The sequence below is a fragment of the Nostoc sp. XA010 genome, from assembly GCF_020829625.1.
Lineage (GTDB): Bacteria > Cyanobacteriota > Cyanobacteriia > Cyanobacteriales > Nostocaceae > Nostoc.
This window is the reverse complement of record NZ_JAIVFX010000015.1, coordinates 94,286-110,772: the sequence shown is the minus strand read 5'-3', so window position 1 is coordinate 110,772 and position 16,487 is coordinate 94,286. Positions and strand designations below refer to the sequence as shown.

Annotated in this window: 16 protein-coding genes; 12 read left to right on the top strand and 4 right to left on the bottom strand. The window is 42.6% G+C overall.

Going from position 1 to position 16,487, the window contains the following annotated elements:
- Positions 1-18 precede the first annotated feature (18 nt).
- Together LC608_RS21415 and LC608_RS21410 are read right to left on the bottom strand one after the other, a co-directional pair.
- Positions 19-1,776 (bottom strand): ABC transporter permease subunit, encoded by a 1,758-nt coding sequence (locus LC608_RS21415; protein WP_229555430.1) that lies wholly within the window; start codon positions 1,774-1,776, stop codon positions 19-21.
- A 44-nt stretch (positions 1,777-1,820) separates the two neighbouring features.
- A complete protein-coding gene (locus LC608_RS21410) occupies positions 1,821-2,771 on the bottom strand; it encodes an ABC transporter ATP-binding protein (RefSeq protein WP_229555429.1) in 951 nt (316 codons plus the stop codon).
- Between the two features lie 232 nt (positions 2,772-3,003).
- Between LC608_RS21410 and LC608_RS21405 the strand changes: the two genes are divergently transcribed.
- The 6 genes from LC608_RS21405 to accD all read left to right on the top strand — a co-directional run bounded on the left by LC608_RS21405 (position 3,004) and on the right by accD (position 7,985).
- Positions 3,004-3,276 carry a hypothetical protein gene (locus tag LC608_RS21405; RefSeq protein ID WP_229555428.1) on the top strand — a complete coding sequence of 91 codons (273 nt, stop codon included), beginning with the start codon at positions 3,004-3,006 and terminating at the stop codon, positions 3,274-3,276.
- A gap of 192 nt (positions 3,277-3,468) precedes the next feature.
- Complete coding sequence (gene leuB / locus LC608_RS21400; RefSeq protein WP_229555427.1) at positions 3,469-4,557, top strand: 3-isopropylmalate dehydrogenase; 1,089 nt, start codon at positions 3,469-3,471, stop codon at positions 4,555-4,557.
- Positions 4,558-4,646: 89 nt separating this feature from the next.
- Positions 4,647-4,907 carry a hypothetical protein gene (locus LC608_RS21395; RefSeq protein WP_229460416.1) on the top strand — a complete coding sequence of 87 codons (261 nt, stop codon included), beginning with the start codon at positions 4,647-4,649 and terminating at the stop codon, positions 4,905-4,907.
- Positions 4,908-5,009: 102 nt separating this feature from the next.
- Positions 5,010-5,858, top strand: a complete 849-nt coding sequence (locus LC608_RS21390; RefSeq protein ID WP_229555426.1) for an A24 family peptidase — start codon at positions 5,010-5,012, stop codon at positions 5,856-5,858.
- A 449-nt stretch (positions 5,859-6,307) separates the two neighbouring features.
- A complete protein-coding gene (locus LC608_RS21385) occupies positions 6,308-6,655 on the top strand; it encodes a hypothetical protein (RefSeq protein ID WP_229555425.1) in 348 nt (115 codons plus the stop codon).
- Between the two features lie 379 nt (positions 6,656-7,034).
- A complete protein-coding gene (accD, locus tag LC608_RS21380; protein WP_229555424.1) occupies positions 7,035-7,985 on the top strand; it encodes an acetyl-CoA carboxylase, carboxyltransferase subunit beta in 951 nt (316 codons plus the stop codon).
- 96 nt (positions 7,986-8,081) lie between these two features.
- On the opposite strand, the gene LC608_RS21375 is transcribed toward accD, so the two are convergent.
- Complete coding sequence (locus LC608_RS21375; protein WP_229555423.1) at positions 8,082-9,512, bottom strand: MFS transporter; 1,431 nt, start codon at positions 9,510-9,512, stop codon at positions 8,082-8,084.
- Between the two features lie 601 nt (positions 9,513-10,113).
- Here LC608_RS21375 and LC608_RS21370 point away from each other — a divergent pair.
- From LC608_RS21370 to petJ, 4 genes are all read left to right on the top strand, one after another.
- Positions 10,114-10,332 carry a hypothetical protein gene (locus LC608_RS21370; protein WP_229555422.1) on the top strand — a complete coding sequence of 73 codons (219 nt, stop codon included), beginning with the start codon at positions 10,114-10,116 and terminating at the stop codon, positions 10,330-10,332.
- Positions 10,333-10,465: 133 nt separating this feature from the next.
- The gene (gene psbV / locus LC608_RS21365) at positions 10,466-10,957 is read left to right on the top strand and encodes a photosystem II cytochrome c-550 (RefSeq protein ID WP_229555421.1); all 492 of its coding nucleotides are present in this window, start codon (positions 10,466-10,468) and stop codon (positions 10,955-10,957) included.
- A 396-nt stretch (positions 10,958-11,353) separates the two neighbouring features.
- Entirely contained in the window at positions 11,354-11,773 is a 420-nt protein-coding gene (petE, locus tag LC608_RS21360; RefSeq protein WP_229555420.1) for a plastocyanin, read from the top strand.
- 258 nt (positions 11,774-12,031) lie between these two features.
- Complete coding sequence (petJ, locus tag LC608_RS21355) at positions 12,032-12,376, top strand: cytochrome c6 PetJ (RefSeq protein ID WP_229555419.1); 345 nt, start codon at positions 12,032-12,034, stop codon at positions 12,374-12,376.
- 223 nt (positions 12,377-12,599) lie between these two features.
- Here the strand turns inward: petJ and LC608_RS21350 are convergent, their stop codons facing one another.
- Entirely contained in the window at positions 12,600-14,234 is a 1,635-nt protein-coding gene (locus LC608_RS21350) for a hypothetical protein (RefSeq protein WP_229555418.1), read from the bottom strand.
- Between the two features lie 620 nt (positions 14,235-14,854).
- On the opposite strand from LC608_RS21350, the gene LC608_RS21345 reads away from it, so the two are divergent.
- Together LC608_RS21345 and LC608_RS21340 are read left to right on the top strand one after the other, a co-directional pair.
- Positions 14,855-15,550 (top strand): triacylglycerol lipase, encoded by a 696-nt coding sequence (locus LC608_RS21345; RefSeq protein WP_229555417.1) that lies wholly within the window; start codon positions 14,855-14,857, stop codon positions 15,548-15,550.
- 227 nt (positions 15,551-15,777) lie between these two features.
- Entirely contained in the window at positions 15,778-16,437 is a 660-nt protein-coding gene (locus LC608_RS21340; RefSeq protein ID WP_229555416.1) for a cytochrome b N-terminal domain-containing protein, read from the top strand.
- The last annotated feature ends 50 nt before the right edge of the window (positions 16,438-16,487 follow it).

The following is a 16,487-nucleotide window of genomic DNA, read 5'->3' as shown; positions in this document are numbered from 1 at the left end:
TAATGGATAACTACTTACTTAGCGTCCTGCTAACAATGCTTTCGTAGCAGATTCGCCTGCTAATCTCACCTGCTTTGTTAACTGGAAATTCAACAACGCTAAAACACTCAACTGAGCTAGGAATGCCATAAAAATTGTTGTCGCCCCAGAGTATTGGATCGCTGCCCAAGGAAAACTTGAAAACAACCATATAGTAGGATGATTCCACAACGAAATACCGAGAAATTCTAGAATCATCGGTGGTAATAATGTCACCGCACCTATAGTACCTATTGCCCAGAAAGAACGTTTAGGAGTTTTCAGCAAAAGTATCAATTGGGCGATGGTAGCGTAAATCATGATTATGCTAATAGACAAAGCTACAGCTAAAAGTACTTTCAACTTGTCAAAATTGTCACTATATTCTGTATCAAAAACAGATGTAAGTGAAATCCAGGGTAGCCAAGGGATAGCAACAATTGTCAAATTAATAGCGATCGCCACGAGTGCAGGGCTTTTTTCTGCCCAAATTAGATCCCGCCAAACACTCTTGCGACTAGAAACTTCCTGATGTCGGTATCTTGCCCAATCTTGTACATCTTGACGATGAGGGGAAAGCACAGCAATTAAACTAAGAAGCAACACTAAGTTGTATAGTGCCAGAAAAATTAAATTTTGTGCAACATATTCATTAAATCTGGAATTGTTTCGCCAAGATTGTAAGCTAAATCCCCACATCATCACCTGACAAAAAGCTACCAATAGATAGCTTTGTCTTTTGCTGATGATTGAGGCTTGAGGATTGCGGAAGCAACGTTTAAGAGCTTGCAAAATTCCGTAACTGTACAATCCCAAGTTCAATAAATGGAAGCCAACAACACTAACAATATTTTTCCCTAACGGTAAATAGAAAAACTCCAAGTTTTTCAGTTGAGAACCATTGTATACACGTAACAAGTTGGGAAACAGATCATTTATTGTATCCCAAGGAGCGAAAAGTCTTAACCAAGCAGTTGAATTATTTAAACCGTTGCTATAAGACGATGCCATCAATATTGTTGTGAACAAGAAAAGGAAAACTGCACCACTACCCAACCAAGGCTGAAAACCGCTAAACCAACGACTAACTAAACCAAATAGTAGTGAAGCACTGTAGAAGAAAATACAGCTAACAATAAGAATGGCGTAGTAACTCAAAATGTAACTAAAGGCAATTTCGGCATAACGTCCAGCCAACAAATGTAAAGGAACTGCAACTAAGATTACCAGATAAATTAAACTCGGTACTCCTAGCAACTTGCCAGTCAATATACTTGTTTCTGATTGGGGAGTGAGACGGATGAAATTCAGCGTACCGCGAGTTTCTTCTTTGGCTAAATCGTTGATTAGCAAATAACTTCCTGCAACTAGTAGTGTAAATACAAAAATTACACTAAATGTTAGGAATATATATTCCCAATGGTCTCGCCACCACAACTGCCAATCAATTTCATTTGCAGGGCAAAAGTTCTTTGAGAGGAAATCATTGAAGTCAACAAATTTTGATGCATTATTTGATTGCTTGAAAATCTGGTTTTGTTGTTGTGGTTCATATACTTGACGCAAACGACAGTATGTACCAATTAGCGAGTATTTATCATCAGGAAACTCGCGGAACTGATATACAAAAACTACCAGTTGCAGTAGTAAGGATGTTGCAACTGCGATCGCTACATTAAAAAATTTCAGCCGTCCTTTGAGTTCCCGCAATAATTGCGGATTCCAATCGCCGATTTTGTCTATTAAATTGAGCATCATGGGAAAAAATTCTCCAAAAATGGGGAGTGATATTTATCGACAGATCAAGATGCTTGTTTGTGACCTAATTTTAAGAAAATAGTTTCTAAGTCTTCTTGTGTGCAGTGAAAATCAGTCAGGGGAATGCCTGCTTTGATGAGCGATCGCAACAACTCAGCACTATCTTCATCTTTACCCGAAAAATTCACCCGCACGCTATTTTTTCCTGATATCACCTCCCACTCTTCTACTAAATGATGATATTTTAATTCCCTTAAAAGTGCCTCTAAGTTCCCCAGGGTTGATATCACAATTTGCTGGTGGGAAAGACGTTGGTAAAGTTGTTGTAATGAGGTACTTTCTACCAAAAAGCCAAGTTCCATAATTCCCACAGAAGTACATAGTTCCGCTAAATCACTGAGAACATGGGAAGAAATGATTACAGTCATCCCAGCTTCTCGCAAAGCTTTGATGATTTCACGAAAGTGCATCCTAGCAATGGGGTCAAGCCCAGAAACAGGCTCATCTAGTAGTAGTAAAATCGGTTCATGGATAATGGTTCGCGCTAAACTTAAGCGCTGTTTCATTCCCCGCGACAGAGTAGAAATCTGGCTGTGGCGTTTATTACCAAGTTGGATTAGTTCTAAAACTTCATGTAGGCGTTGGGTGCGGCGTGGTTCTCTCAATCGATACAGACGCGCAAAATAATCTAAGTAGTCCCAGACTGTTAGATCCTCATATAGCGGGTAGTCATCGGGTAAGTACCCTAGACGACGCTTGAGCTTTGGATTACTCTTGTCACGGAGTAGGCGATCGCCATTAATATAAATCTCACCCGTAGTTGGTTCCTCAGCAGTTGCCAACATCCGGATGAGAGTTGTTTTACCCGCGCCATTTGGCCCAATCAATCCATATACTTCCCCCGCCTGAATCTCTAAATCAACGTCATTGACAGCAACGTGCCGGTCAAATTGCTTAGTTAGTCCACGGGTGCAAATTGCTAATTCTTTTACCATCGCTGCTGGGGTGCGGCTTGTGATTAACAGTTAACCTAACCTTTTCCTACAGCTTTTGGCAGTGTCGTTTCGGAAATTGAAACTGAGTTTATGTAAAGTAGCTTTGCCTAATGGGCATTATTTACCGCTATCTTCACTAAGGTTTTAAATAATACCAATAATTAAGTTGCGTTACTAAGAATACTAAAGCTAGAAATCTCTAGGTCTTCTCAGTTAATCAGGTAAAAGCTGTATGGATTTTGAATCGATTATGAAGATGCCTGTTATCGGGCAAACTATTACTAGTGCGATCGAAGCTGGTAACAAGTGGGGACAAACCTATGTGAACGATTCACGCTGGACTGATGATAGAGATAAGATGGCAAATAATGTCATCTACCAGTCAACGCTTTGGTCAGTGGGTAATGGTATTAGTAATGGGCTTTTGGGAATAGCTGGGATACCGGGTGATGTTGCAATTACACTCTATTCCCAAGTAAAGCTAACATCTGCTCTTTTCACATAACAAGCCATTCTACACAACCCTTAGTCTTAGCTACTGCTGGAGTTAGTGTCTCTGAATTGGCAAATAAATTGGGAACTAAGCATCAAAAGGGCGATTCAGACAACACACACCCAAATAAATTAAAAACTCCATCGGTACATTTTGCTAGGTATGATATTTGATCTGCAAGCATTTACCTAGTAATAACAAGCTATGACCCAGAACTACCGCATTACTCTACTCCCCGGCGATGGCATTGGCCCTGAAATTATGGCAGTGGCGGTAGATGTGCTGAAAGTCGTAGGGAAGCAATTTGATCTGAAGTTTGAATTCCAAGAAGCCCTCATTGGTGGTGCAGCAATTGATGCCACAGGAGAACCCCTACCATCTGCCACTCTAGATACCTGCCGTAACAGTGATGCTGTGTTACTTGCTGCCATTGGTGGCTATAAGTGGGATTCCCTGCCATCCAATTTACGCCCAGAAGCAGGTTTGTTAGGACTACGCGCCGGTTTAGGATTATTTGCCAATTTGCGCCCAGCAAAAATCTTGCCCCAGCTAATCGACGCCTCGACTTTGAAGCGCGAAGTTGTGGAAGGCGTGGATATTATGGTGGTGCGTGAACTCACTGGTGGGATTTACTTTGGTAAACCTAAAGGGATTTTTGCCACAGAAACTGGTGAGAAACGCGGTGTAAATACAATGGTTTACACCGAATCGGAAATTGAACGCATTGGGCGGGTGGCTTTTGAGGCGGCGCGGAAACGTGGCGGAAAACTTTGTTCGGTAGATAAGGCGAATGTATTAGAAGTATCTCAGTTGTGGCGCGATCGCATCACCCAACTTTCACAAGAATATCCAGATATCGAACTCTCTCATTTATATGTAGATAATGCAGCTATGCAGTTAGTACGCTCTCCCAAGCAGTTCGACACCATAGTTACAGGCAATTTGTTTGGTGATATTCTCTCTGATGCTGCTGCCATGCTCACAGGTAGTATTGGGATGTTACCCTCGGCTAGTTTGGGTGCTTCTGGGCCTGGCGTGTTTGAACCGGTTCATGGTTCCGCCCCAGATATTGCCGGACTTGATAAGGCAAATCCTTTAGCACAGGTTTTGAGTGCGGCGATGATGTTACGCTACGGTTTAGACCAACCAAAAGCGGCAGATCACATTGAACAAGCCGTATTGCAAGTTTTAGAACAAGGCGATCGCACCGGGGATATAATTTCTCCAGGAAAAAACCTTTTAGGTTGCCGCGCTATGGGCGATGCACTGATTTTAGCTCTTGAAAGAAAATAATTAAAAATGCAACTTGGGCAATTTGGCAACCTTTGCTATAAGTTTCGGGTAGACTAAAGGGAAATCTAGCAATCTAATAACAGTCGATAGTGTACGCATTACGACAAGGTCAAGTAAATTTTACCGCCCCAAAGAACCAATCGCCTTTGATTGATCCCGCCCTAATCAGAGCCGCCGGGCAGATATACTATACTCACTGTGAAGTACATCCCGAAATAGCAGGGCAATCTTCCGGTGTAGCAATTAATCGTGTGACTCATCGAGGTAAGGTTATTTTTACTAACCAACCAGTTCTTTTACCTCAAGAGTGTTTTGTACCCTTAAGTCAAATAGAATCGCACATGTATTAGTCATTAGTCATTGGTCATTGGTCATTAGTCATTAGTTCTCGACAAAGGACAAAAGATAAACGACAAATGACACAGGACAAATGACAAAGGACAAATGATTGTATGGACATTTTGTTCGCCATTCCGGCGAGTGTAATGGTCTTTGCTTTAGGTGCATCTATTGGCAGTTTTATCAACGTTATTGTTTATCGGCTACCTGCTGGGTTGTCAATTCTTTGGCCGCCTTCTCGTTGTCCTAAATGCTTAAACCAGCTAAAAGCTTACGACAATGTACCAGTGTTCGGCTGGATTTCCTTAAAAGGGCGCTGTCGATATTGCAAAAGCAAAATTTCTGTCCGTTATCCTGTGGTAGAAGGGGTAACGGGCATAATTTTTTTATTAGTTTTTTTGGTATTCCAAGTTTCGACTTTAACAATAGGCTATTGGGCTTTTTGTAGTTGGTTATTGGCGCTATCGCTTATCGACCTAGATACAATGACTTTACCCAATCCACTTACTCAGTCGGGTTTGGTGGTGGGGATTCTGTTTCAAATGGTGGTTGGTTTTTTACCAGAGGCTAGTTCCGTGGCATTGGTAAATCACCTGATGATGGCGATAGTCGGTGCAGTATTGGGCTTATGGCTGTTTGATGCGATCGCTCTATTGGGTTCAATTGCCTTTGGTAAAACCGCAATGGGTGCAGGTGATGCCAAGTTAGCAGCCATGATGGGAGCCTGGTTAGGCTGGAAATATTTGCTCTTAGCTAGTTTTATTGCTTGTGTGCTAGGAGCGCTAATTGGCAGCAGTGTAATTATACGTAGAGGCAAAGCCGCGAGTCAAAAAACATCACTACCAAGGTTAGGACAAAAGATGCCTTTTGGCCCTTTTCTGGCTTTGGGATCTGTGATTACTCTATTTAGCGGCGAAGCCCTTTTGTCTAGCTACTTGCGGTTATTCTTTCCAGCGTTTTGAACTGGAGTAGGGAAGAGGCAGGGGAGCAGGGGGCAGGGGGAGCAGGGGGCAGGGGGAGAATAAAAAATTATCTCTTTCTCCTCTGCTCCCTGCTAAGTGCCCCTCTGCCTCTTCTCAATGCCCAATGTTCATTCATAATAAATATTTATAATTCGTGACTGTAACCAGCATTACCCCATCTACCCTTGATATTTTGATAATATTCAGCTTGTGACTTGTATTACCCTTGTGAACTACCCCGCCGTCTAGACGGATGTAGCTCTCCCAATTCATCGGGAATACCCAAGAGAACTCCGTAGTTCTATTGGTCTGACATCCCTCCAAGGGCAGAAATCCTGATTCCCAAGACCCAAATCTTTTACCCATAGCTCTGCCATACTCCTTCCCTACGGCAAGTTGCGCGAACGGAGAAGCAAGCTACGCGTAGCGTCCCCTAGGGAAGGGTTTTCTTGCAACATATACCTATAAGCTTGGTTTTCGCTTGTGGCATTGATGGTCAAAACACTAACTATAATATCCGAGAAATCGGTATTCCTTATATATCCTGGATGCAATCGTCATCAGCCGCTCACAATTTCCACTTTATGAATACATTGTTCGCGTTAGCGTCTTGCAGAGAAGGTGGGGACTTCCGTAATCCGTTAACGACGATTAACCGTTGGCAATCACAACTAGTGCAACAGATGCTGATTGGTCATAACCTAGCAATACAAATCATTGATTTGGCTAGGAGGGGGAAAGCATCTTATTTGGAGGTTGGTATTCTCATGGCTTTGTCAGTATGTCCATATAATTAAGTCTGCTGAAAAAAGAGCAAGGACTTGTATTGGCATAAGTATTTTCGTTAAGCTGGCAACCAAAGATGAAAATTAAAGTCTGAATTGCTTAAAAGCTTACTTTGACGATGTAGCTATTAGTGAGCCAGTGCGGTCTTCTCCCTTGGCGCTAGCCTCTCCCTTTGGGAGAAGGGGAGACGCTAAAAGCGATAGCGCAGCGTTAGCGAGCCTGCGAGCGTCTGGGGGTTTCCCCCATGAGCAACTGGCGTTAGCGCAGCGTAAGCGACGTAGGAGCGTCACCCGAAGGGTCATTAATAAAGACAAATGACGAAAGGCTAAGGATAATCCGATACGGCTTGACATGTTTTCTACCTCATACCCACTTAAAATAAAATAAAAAATGGCTAACAACGAAGAATCACGCGGTTTAAAGTCTCTATTTGATTGGTTTGCAAATCGGCGGAAGTCAGGATCTACCAGCCTCGAACGCCAAGAACGTGAAATTGCTGATGGGCTATGGCATAAATGTTCTAAGTGCAGTGTGTTGGCATATACAAAAGACCTGAAAGCCAACCAGATGGTTTGTGCCGAATGTGGTCATCACAATCGGGTAGACAGCGATGAGCGCATCCGTCAATTGATAGATAATAATACCTGGAAACCGCTAGACGAGCATTTACGTCCAAGCGATCCGTTAGAATTTCGCGATCGCAAACCTTACAGCGATCGCTTGCGGGAAATGCAAGAAAAAATTGGTTTAATAGACGCAGTTAAAACTGGTTTAGGTCAAATCAATGGTTTGCCCATTGCCCTTGGGGTTATGGACTTCCGCTTCATGGGTGGTAGCATGGGTTCAGTCGTGGGAGAAAGACTCACCCGCATGATTGAGCAAGCCACTCAACGGCGGTATCCTGTAGTGATCGTCTGCACCTCTGGTGGCGCAAGAATGCAAGAAGGAATGCTCTCCCTGATGCAGATGGCGAAAATCTCCGCAGCCCTACAGCGCCATAAAGACGCCCGATTATTATATATTCCTGTTTTAACCAATCCCACAACGGGCGGCGTTACCGCTAGCTTTGCGATGTTGGGCGATATCATTTTGGCAGAACCCAAAGCAACCATTGGTTTTGCCGGTCGGCGAGTGATTGAGCAAACCCTGCGGGAAAAACTACCCGAGAATTTCCAGACTGCTGAAGATTTGCTCCTGCACGGTTTTGTTGATGATATCGTACCCCGTACCCAATTAAAAAACACCCTAGCCCAGCTGATTGCGCTACACCAGCCTGTATTAACAACACCTCAGATGGTGTTGTGGGAAACAATGTCCTTGACTTCTTCCGCGGCCGAATAGTCAAAAGTCAAAAGTGATGAGTTAGGAGTGAAGAGTTATGAGTGTAAAATTCATAACTCCTCACTCCTAACTTCTAACTTCTCACTTTTGGCTCCCTCATGCTCTCTCTGGTTCTTTGACAAAAAGTAGTGGGATAAGCGCTGCTAGTCGAAATAGACTAGAGAGGGCAAACAACCCCAGTAAGCCTCCAAACTGAGCAAATTGGACGATGAAGCTGCCTATAGTTGTGCCTAAAGCACCGCTCGCTCCAGCAACGGCGCCTGCGATCGCAAAATAGATAGACTGATTTTTAGTTGGTGCGATCGCCAATTGTATATTGTTGTTACACAAGTCAATCGCCGCCCAAGTACCTCCAGCCAAGATGTGTAACAGGGGTAACCACAACCAAATATCAAGGCGATCAGCACCAATCCCCAGCCAAAGCAGTGGTGTGGCTGCAACCAAAATCCCAATACAGATAAGGATGGGACGATTGCCTATCTTGTCTGCTAATTTGCCCCAGACAATGAGCATCAGCAAAGTCGCCGCCGCTTGAAGGCTGTTGTAGATAGTCACATAGCTCACGTCTAAATCGAGCGTGTCGAGCATATAAAGGTTAAAAAAAGGACTGCTGAGGTTAACAGCAAGAGACCAGAAGCTGAAATACAGCAGAAATCTCAAAAAGTTAGAGTTTTTCCAGATGCTAGAAGCTGACGCAACAGGTGGGGTCGAATCCCTTTCTGTTCTATCCCCCTTGCTCCCAGCTAAGAGCTCCCTTGCCTCTTGTTTAATCTCATTTGTTTGAGGTAAGCTGCCATAATAAGTGTTCTGCAATTGCGGATTCATATCCACCTGGAAATATTGACACCCCAATCCCACAATCCCAAACACTATACCTACCAGCAGAACCACCCCATAGCCTTGAATACTTCCACCATACCAATGTGATACAACTAGACCCGCTATTGGTACGCAAACCAAATTGGTGAGGCTAGCAGCACTATTGCGTATCCCAAAATACCTGCCTCGCAATTGCCGGGGAACTATCATTGCTACCCAACTTAGCCACGATGGCGCTCCTAATCCTCCCAAAAGATTGCTGAATAGAACAATCAAGAGTGTCAACATCACTAACTGGTGAGTATTAATCACGCCCAAGTTGAAGCCGGCAACACCGATTATTAGAAGCAGCCATAGCAGCCGACCAATTCCGTGTGTCTGAAGAGAATATTGAAAGCGGCTAGTGCTACGTTCAGACAAATAAGCACCCAACGGCTGAATAAGATTGACCAACATAGGGATAGAGCACAGCATCCCAAATACCACTGGACTAGCACCCAATTCCACCAAAAAATTGCTGAGTAAAATCCCCCCAGTTCCAAGAGAGTAAACCGTTGCTAAGACAGAATCTGTAGTGGAGGCTTTTAAACTAGTGCGAATCGCATCCTTGGGAATTCGAGAGGTTGGAGAAAGTGCTGTGGGCGGTAAGGCAATCTGGGGAATTTCCAGAGTCAGTGGCGCAGTTGTTTCAACCTGAACAAAATCCATAATGTATGTTTATGAGTAAAACATCCTGACATAAATCTGGTTGTTGAGAAACTCAGTATGCTTCCATCAGCATTCTTGATAAGTTTTCGTTATTTTAACTTGCAATTTTCAACCAAAATTTCAAATAAGTGAAATATCACTCCTTGATAACACAAGGTACAAGTAACAACAAAGACTGTTATTTGTCTGTGGTCAAGAAAAGATTACTTAATTTTTTGGGATTGGCGATCGCGATCGTCATTAATGACGGTAGTTAACTACGCTACACCGTGGCAGGTACGCATTTTTGTTAGCAGCAGCGATCGTTGCTATCACCTTAATTCAGCAGCGACTTTTCAGAGGCGAACGGATTTGACCAAAAGATGATTGTCCATAGCATGGTTAATGCCACTTTCATCTTCATGATGCAGCAGTTTTTCGTTAATTTTCCTAAATGTAATTAATTAAGAGTTAAAAGTTATTCCCCTGCTCTCCCTGCTCCCTCTGCTCCCCCCACTCCCCCTCCCGATTCCCAAACAGTATTTTGGGCAACAAATTGCACTCCTAACGTGATATTGGTATTACAGCGACTCAATCTCTATCTACTCAGTTAACAAGCATTATGGGTTTTGCAGACCTATCAATCGCAGAGATAGCAGCCGACTACAGCATTCCTGTAGAAAAAGTGTTTTCTCTGTGCAACCAACTGGGAATTGCTTACAAACACCAAAAGACTCGTTTGGCGTTAGAAGATGCAAAAGCAATTATTTCCCAAATCTCGTCTGAAATATGCCCAAAAGGTACTAGCGACTCGATGGGCGATGATCGCGAGGTCACCTGAAGGGTTATCTCGGGCTTTGGCTAATCACTGATAACTAATGATAAAAAACAATGAGTCATTAGCAATTAGCAGCTTGGAGATTGAGAATCGCTTTCTTAGCTGTGTTGAGCGTCATAAATTTTTAAGGGGAAACATGTTTAGAAGACTAATTGGCGTTGTTGTGGTTACTGTTTTTCTCTCGTTTCAGTTGATTGTCGGTAGCGCGACAGCAGTGGAACTGGACAAAGCTACCCGAACAGTGCCATTAAATACTCAGGGTGAGGTCACCGTACTTAGCCTTAAACAAGTCAAAGAAGGCAAACGCTTATTTAATTACGCTTGCGCCCAATGTCATGCTGGGGGAGTTACCAAGACAAACCAGAACGTGGGACTCACTCCAGAAGATTTGGCACTGGCAACACCCAACCGTAATAACATTGAAGGCTTGGTGGATTATCTGAAAAATCCTACTACTTACGACGGAGAAGAAGAGATTTCTGAAATCCACCCCAGTATCAAAAGTGCAGATATTTTCACAGCAATGCGAAATCTGACAGATGAAGACTTGGAGGCGATCGCCGGTCATATTCTCTTACAACCCAAAATCGTTGGCACTAAGTGGGGAGGCGGAAAAATCTATTACTAAATCCTGGAATTAGTGCTGAGTCATTGGGGCATAGGGCATAGGGCATAGGGTATGGCATTCCTTATTCCCCATTCCCCATTCCCCAGTTTTCACCAAATTTTAGCTGCTTTCGTTCTTGCAGCAGCACAAAGTATTCCTGGTTGGGTCACAAAAAATTCTTCAAAAGCCAAAATATTCCTAAAGAAAAAATAAAAATCTCTTATTTTCCCGATTACCTTTATTCACAAGGTTTTTGGGCGATCTCAGTCTAATATTTATTACTGATTGCACAGCTTTTTGCAATAAATTTCTCCTTATTGTTAAAAAAAAAATGTATCTATGACAGATTGTCATACTTTGGCGTTGATTTTATTTAAAATAAGATAAGGAAAAAAAATTGTTTGTTAGGAGAGAGCTATGAAATTGATTTCGGCAAGCTGGCGACGTATTAGTTTAGCTGTGTTAACAATCCTTTTAGTTGTTAGCAGCTTCGCTGTTTTTACTCCCAGTGCATCAGCTGACACCTACAAGGTGAAATTGGGTAGCGATAAAGGAATGCTGGCATTTGAACCGAAAAAGTTGACAATTAAACCAGGTGATACAATTGAGTGGGTGAACAATAAAGTTCCTCCCCATAATGTTGTATTTGATGCTGGCAAAAACCCATCTAAGGACGCTACTTTAGCAAAATCTCTGTCTCATAAGAATTTGCTGATGAGTGCTGGTCAAAAGGAAACAACTACCTTCCCCGCAGACGCACCTGCTGGTGACTACACCTTCTACTGCGAACCCCATCGTGGTGCTGGCATGGTTGGTACAATCACTGTGCAAGGCTAGAAACATCCTCATTCACATAAGAAAGATGATTTTCTGGGCTTCCTTCTCTGAAATTAGCCCATAGCAACACATCACACTCCTAGAGTGACGCATACAATGAATAAATGGCGGTAACGAGTTCTATCCTCCCCTAAGACGCTAAGTAACCTGTGGTGATAAAGGGGTAAACTCGTTACCGCCAATTTTGATCAAACTTGACTTAATCAGGCATTAATCGCGTTTATACTCTTGCTGGAGGCTTCTTGCGAGGAAATTCTGTTGAGAATACTTTTATTAATCCTACTGTGGACGATCGCTCTATTCAACTTGATATTCATTAGTCCAGCACTAGCTGCCGAAATATCTAACGGTGCTAAAATTTTTGAGGCTAACTGTGCTTCTTGCCATATAGGTGGCGGTAACATCCTTATTAGCCAGAAAACCTTGAAAAAGGAAGCATTGTCAAAGTATTTAGAAAATTATGATAGCGACTCAATCGAGGCGATTATCCACCAAGTACAAAATGGTAAAAATGCCATGCCTGCTTTTAAAGGCAAGTTAAGTTCTGAGGAGATTCTGGAGGTAGCTGCTTACGTTTTTCAGAATGCAGAAAAAGGCTGGTAAAGAGTGTTCCCGAACCCGCTTCAGTTTTATTAGGTGTTGGCTCAACACTAACACCTAAAAAACCAACAATTCAGGCACTTGCCAATAAAAATCAGCCCATCCCGTACTTTGTAACATGGGGTGGGCTGAATAAAAAGCAACTATGCCAATGGTCACAAAGAACTAGCTTTCAAATGGCTGTGCCATTGAGCTTGTATCTTAATCCAAAATAACCATCTGGTAATTATTTCTCTGGATTAGACTTTTGTCTGTTTTCCTTCAATTCACGCAACTGTTCTACTAATTTTCGATCCGATTCAGTAGAGGGTGTAAGCTGACTCTTATTGACTCTTGGCAAAAATAATGATTCGGAAGTAGTAGCCGCCGATGAAGGTGTGAGCTTGTTATTTCTGATTTGCAGTCCAGGGAATGGTTTAGAAGTAACTGCTGGTGAAGTCGTAGGTTGATTGCTATTGACTCCCGTTGTAGATAATGGTTTCAGAGTACCTGTTGGAAAGGATGCAGGCTGATTATTTCTGATTGGCAGTTCAGATAATGGTTTGGGAGCAGATGTTGGTGAGAACTTAGGCTGATTGCCATTAACTTTTGGTGCAGCTAATGGTTTAAAAGTACCTGTCGATGAGGAAGCAGGCTGATTATTTCTGATTCGCAGTTCCGGAAATGGTTTGGGGGTAAGCTGATTGTTATTGATTGCCGGTGCAGATAATTGATTAGTTCCAGTGGTATTGCTAATGTTGTTTTGGAAACTTAGGTTAAATGGATAGGAACTAATCTGTTTATCTCCCTTGGGGGATTGCTTGTTGAAGTATTCCCTTGCTTCTGATTTCAATTCCGGGGAAACTAACTTGTCTTGAAACTTGATATCTAAGACTTTACCATCAGGATCTACCACTAATACACCCAAAACAGCACCTTCAAGATTCGGCTTTTTCGTAGGTAACGTTTGGCGGATAACTGGTTTTTGTTCAGCGTCGGGGTATTGTTGCTGGACTTCTTTTCTCAGGTTTGCGTAGGAGTCTAGCTGTGCTATAGCCAGTTGAGTTCCTTTAGCAGATAAATCAGGTGCTTTTAACGCGGTTCCCCTAATTAAGGTTAAGCTATCCCCAGCCCTTGGAGCTTGTTTTAGAGAATTTATCAACGGGCTTTGAGCAATTCTAGACGCATCATTAACCGATTGCGCCATTTGTGGTGTCGTATTTACCTGTGCTGTTGTAATGGGGCTAGTGCCAGGTAGATTCGGAGATTGAGTATTTTGCAGAATATCATCAGGTATTTTCTGCGATTGCAATTCTGGTAATCTATTTACAGCCAGAGGCTGAGGTGCTTCGTATTTCCTCTCACTGACATTCACAGGAGAAGCTGATGGAGAGAATTTAGGGCTGGTATTGAATTTAGGGATGTTATTGAATTTAGAACTATCAAATTTAGAGGCATCAAATCCCAAATTACCACTAGGAATCATCCGCAAAGACTGCCTTGTAGGCAAGGAGGAAACTCGATAGTTATTCGATGATGCGGGTAGCGGAGGCAGTACTAGCTGACTCGATGGCGCTGGCGCCACTGGAGGCAGTAGAGTTTGGGCGCTAAAGTTGGGAGTAGAAAGTGGCGCTATTGGAGGAAGTTGTTGTAAACCAACTTGGGGCGTGCTTTGCGGCAAACGGCTTTGGTCGGCTTGGCTTAATTCCAAAAGTCCAACTGTTTTTGATGATGCTGTATCTTTGGGTTTGTTAGAATCCATAGGCATCAATGGCACAATCATCGCGATCGCACCGTGGATGCCAAGAGAAGCTATAGCTGCTATCCCAATTGGCTGGCTTAAAAGTTCTGGTATATTTCTAAACAGGGAGACGTAAGACATAGCTGTTATCGTTCACTCGGCTCAGTTGCAGTTGACTAGCGTTTTTCTCTTTTTGATTATCTTGCAATATATTGCGAGATATGCATCCTACTAAGGAAATAATAACTTCATCTCCTGGCAATAAAAACGCCAAAATTGCCATTTATTCAAGTTTTTAATTGATCAATGACGCTGTATCATGTGTTCCAATTTGAGCTTGCTAAAGAGATATTTTAAAAACTACTACTTTTGATTTCTTTTCTTATTGTTATGACGCACAGAATTAAAACTAATATCTCGGATATTTATTAAAGTTTAACTGAAAGCACAAATTTGAGCAGATAACAACATTTCTTGAAGTTGCTTCGTTTTTTCTCCTGTTTTCCACTCAACTACGCTTCTGTAACAGATGGGAAACTTATTTATCCAAGATTAGCCCCTATGTGAAAATGCTACCACATCAGCAGCCCCTAAATCTGTTGCAAAATGTACAATTTTATTGAAATTCTAGCCCTAAACCCCACTAGAGCTATTTGGGTTTTTATAAAAGGAGTCCATTGTGCGATCGCAATTCTAACTTTTGACTACTTCTTCGTCAAAAAAGTTCAAACCCTCATCAATCATTGCATCCAAAATTTAAAATGCCGTTACCGACAGTTATTGTACCTGGATATCTAGAAAGCGCGATCGCTTACCACCAACTAGAACAATCCCTACAACAGTTAGATTTTCCCACCGTTACAGTACCACTGCGACGGCGTGACTGGCTACCCACTATTGGAGGAAGACCTGTAACGCCAATTCTGCAACAACTTGATCTTACAATCAAGCATATATTAGAGCAACATAATGCTACTCAAATTAACTTGATTGCTCACTCAGCAGGAGGTTGGATATCCCGCATCTACATGGGAGAAAAGCCTTATTTAGGACGCGGTAACCTTAAACCATCTCTCTGGGAAGGGCATCCCCTGATTGCTACTCTCATCACCTTGGGTACACCCCATATTAGTCAAGAACGCTGGACGCGCTCCAATTTAGATTTTGTCACCAATAACTACCCAGGAGCTTTTTACAAAAACGTTAATTACGTTTGTGTGGCTGGTAAAACTATCTTTGGCCAAAGGCGGCGCGGTAGCTGGTTAGCTTACAGTAGTTACCAATTAACCTGTGGTAAGGGCAACACTTGGGGAGATGGAATCACACCCATTGAAGCTGCTCACCTCGAAGGGGCAGAAAATCTAGTGATTGAAGGTGTGAGGCATTCTCCGAGAAGTCCTGGGATTTGGTATGGTTCAGCAGAACCCTTAAAAGCTTGGGTGCAATATTTGATTTAACTGATATCTGACGCTAGTCCCAACAATCGCCTAGTAAACAATTTCAGTCCACTTGAGTGGACTTGGGCTATTAGCCTCAGATTTAAGTCTGAGGTGAGCTAGTTAGCTCATCAAGAATTGTTTAATATATCCGATTTTAAAATTTGATTATTGCAACATTTATTAATATTTCTTAGTTAAAATTGTAAAAGTAATAAATACTTAGTTAAGAACAGGAGGGGCGAGCTATGCAAAGCACCCAGTTCGACAGGATTTTGCGACGAGTAGCAACGATAATATCGGTCGTGATTCTGACTTTGTGCTTAATTTATATCTCTACCGGAGTAATGCTTTCTTTTTACTATGAACCGACAGCAGGCGGAGCTTATAACTCATTGAAGATGATTAATACACAACTGCCATATGGGTGGTTGTTTTGGAGAGCGCATGATATTGCTGGTAACGCGGTAATTGCGATCGCTCTGATTCAAATTGTGGTGATGTTTTTAGGTCGGCAATTTCGCAAGAGTTGGCTGGCTGCTTGGATTAGTGGGATTTTGTTGACCCTAAGCGCGATCGCACTGAATTGGACAGCGATGATCCTAGATTGGACTCAGGAAGGATACTGGCGTTTTAACATTGAACTAGGAACCATCGAAGCCATTCCTTTTATTGGTGGACAACTGCGCGAGATCCTAACTGGGGGTGGAGCGATTAACACAGTTACCGTCGAACACCTTTATACAATCCACAGTTATCTGATTTCTATGGCGACGCTAATTCTTGCCATAGTGCATTTATCTGCTTTACTGTGGCAAGAATGGGAAATATATCAAGAAACGCCAAGACTAGAAATTGATAATTCGCAACAACCGCCAGAAGGCGAATTTATTCCTTCCCAAAGCTAATAAACAGGAAAGGGGGCAGGGGGCAGGGAGCAGAGGGAGAAGGCTCTAAA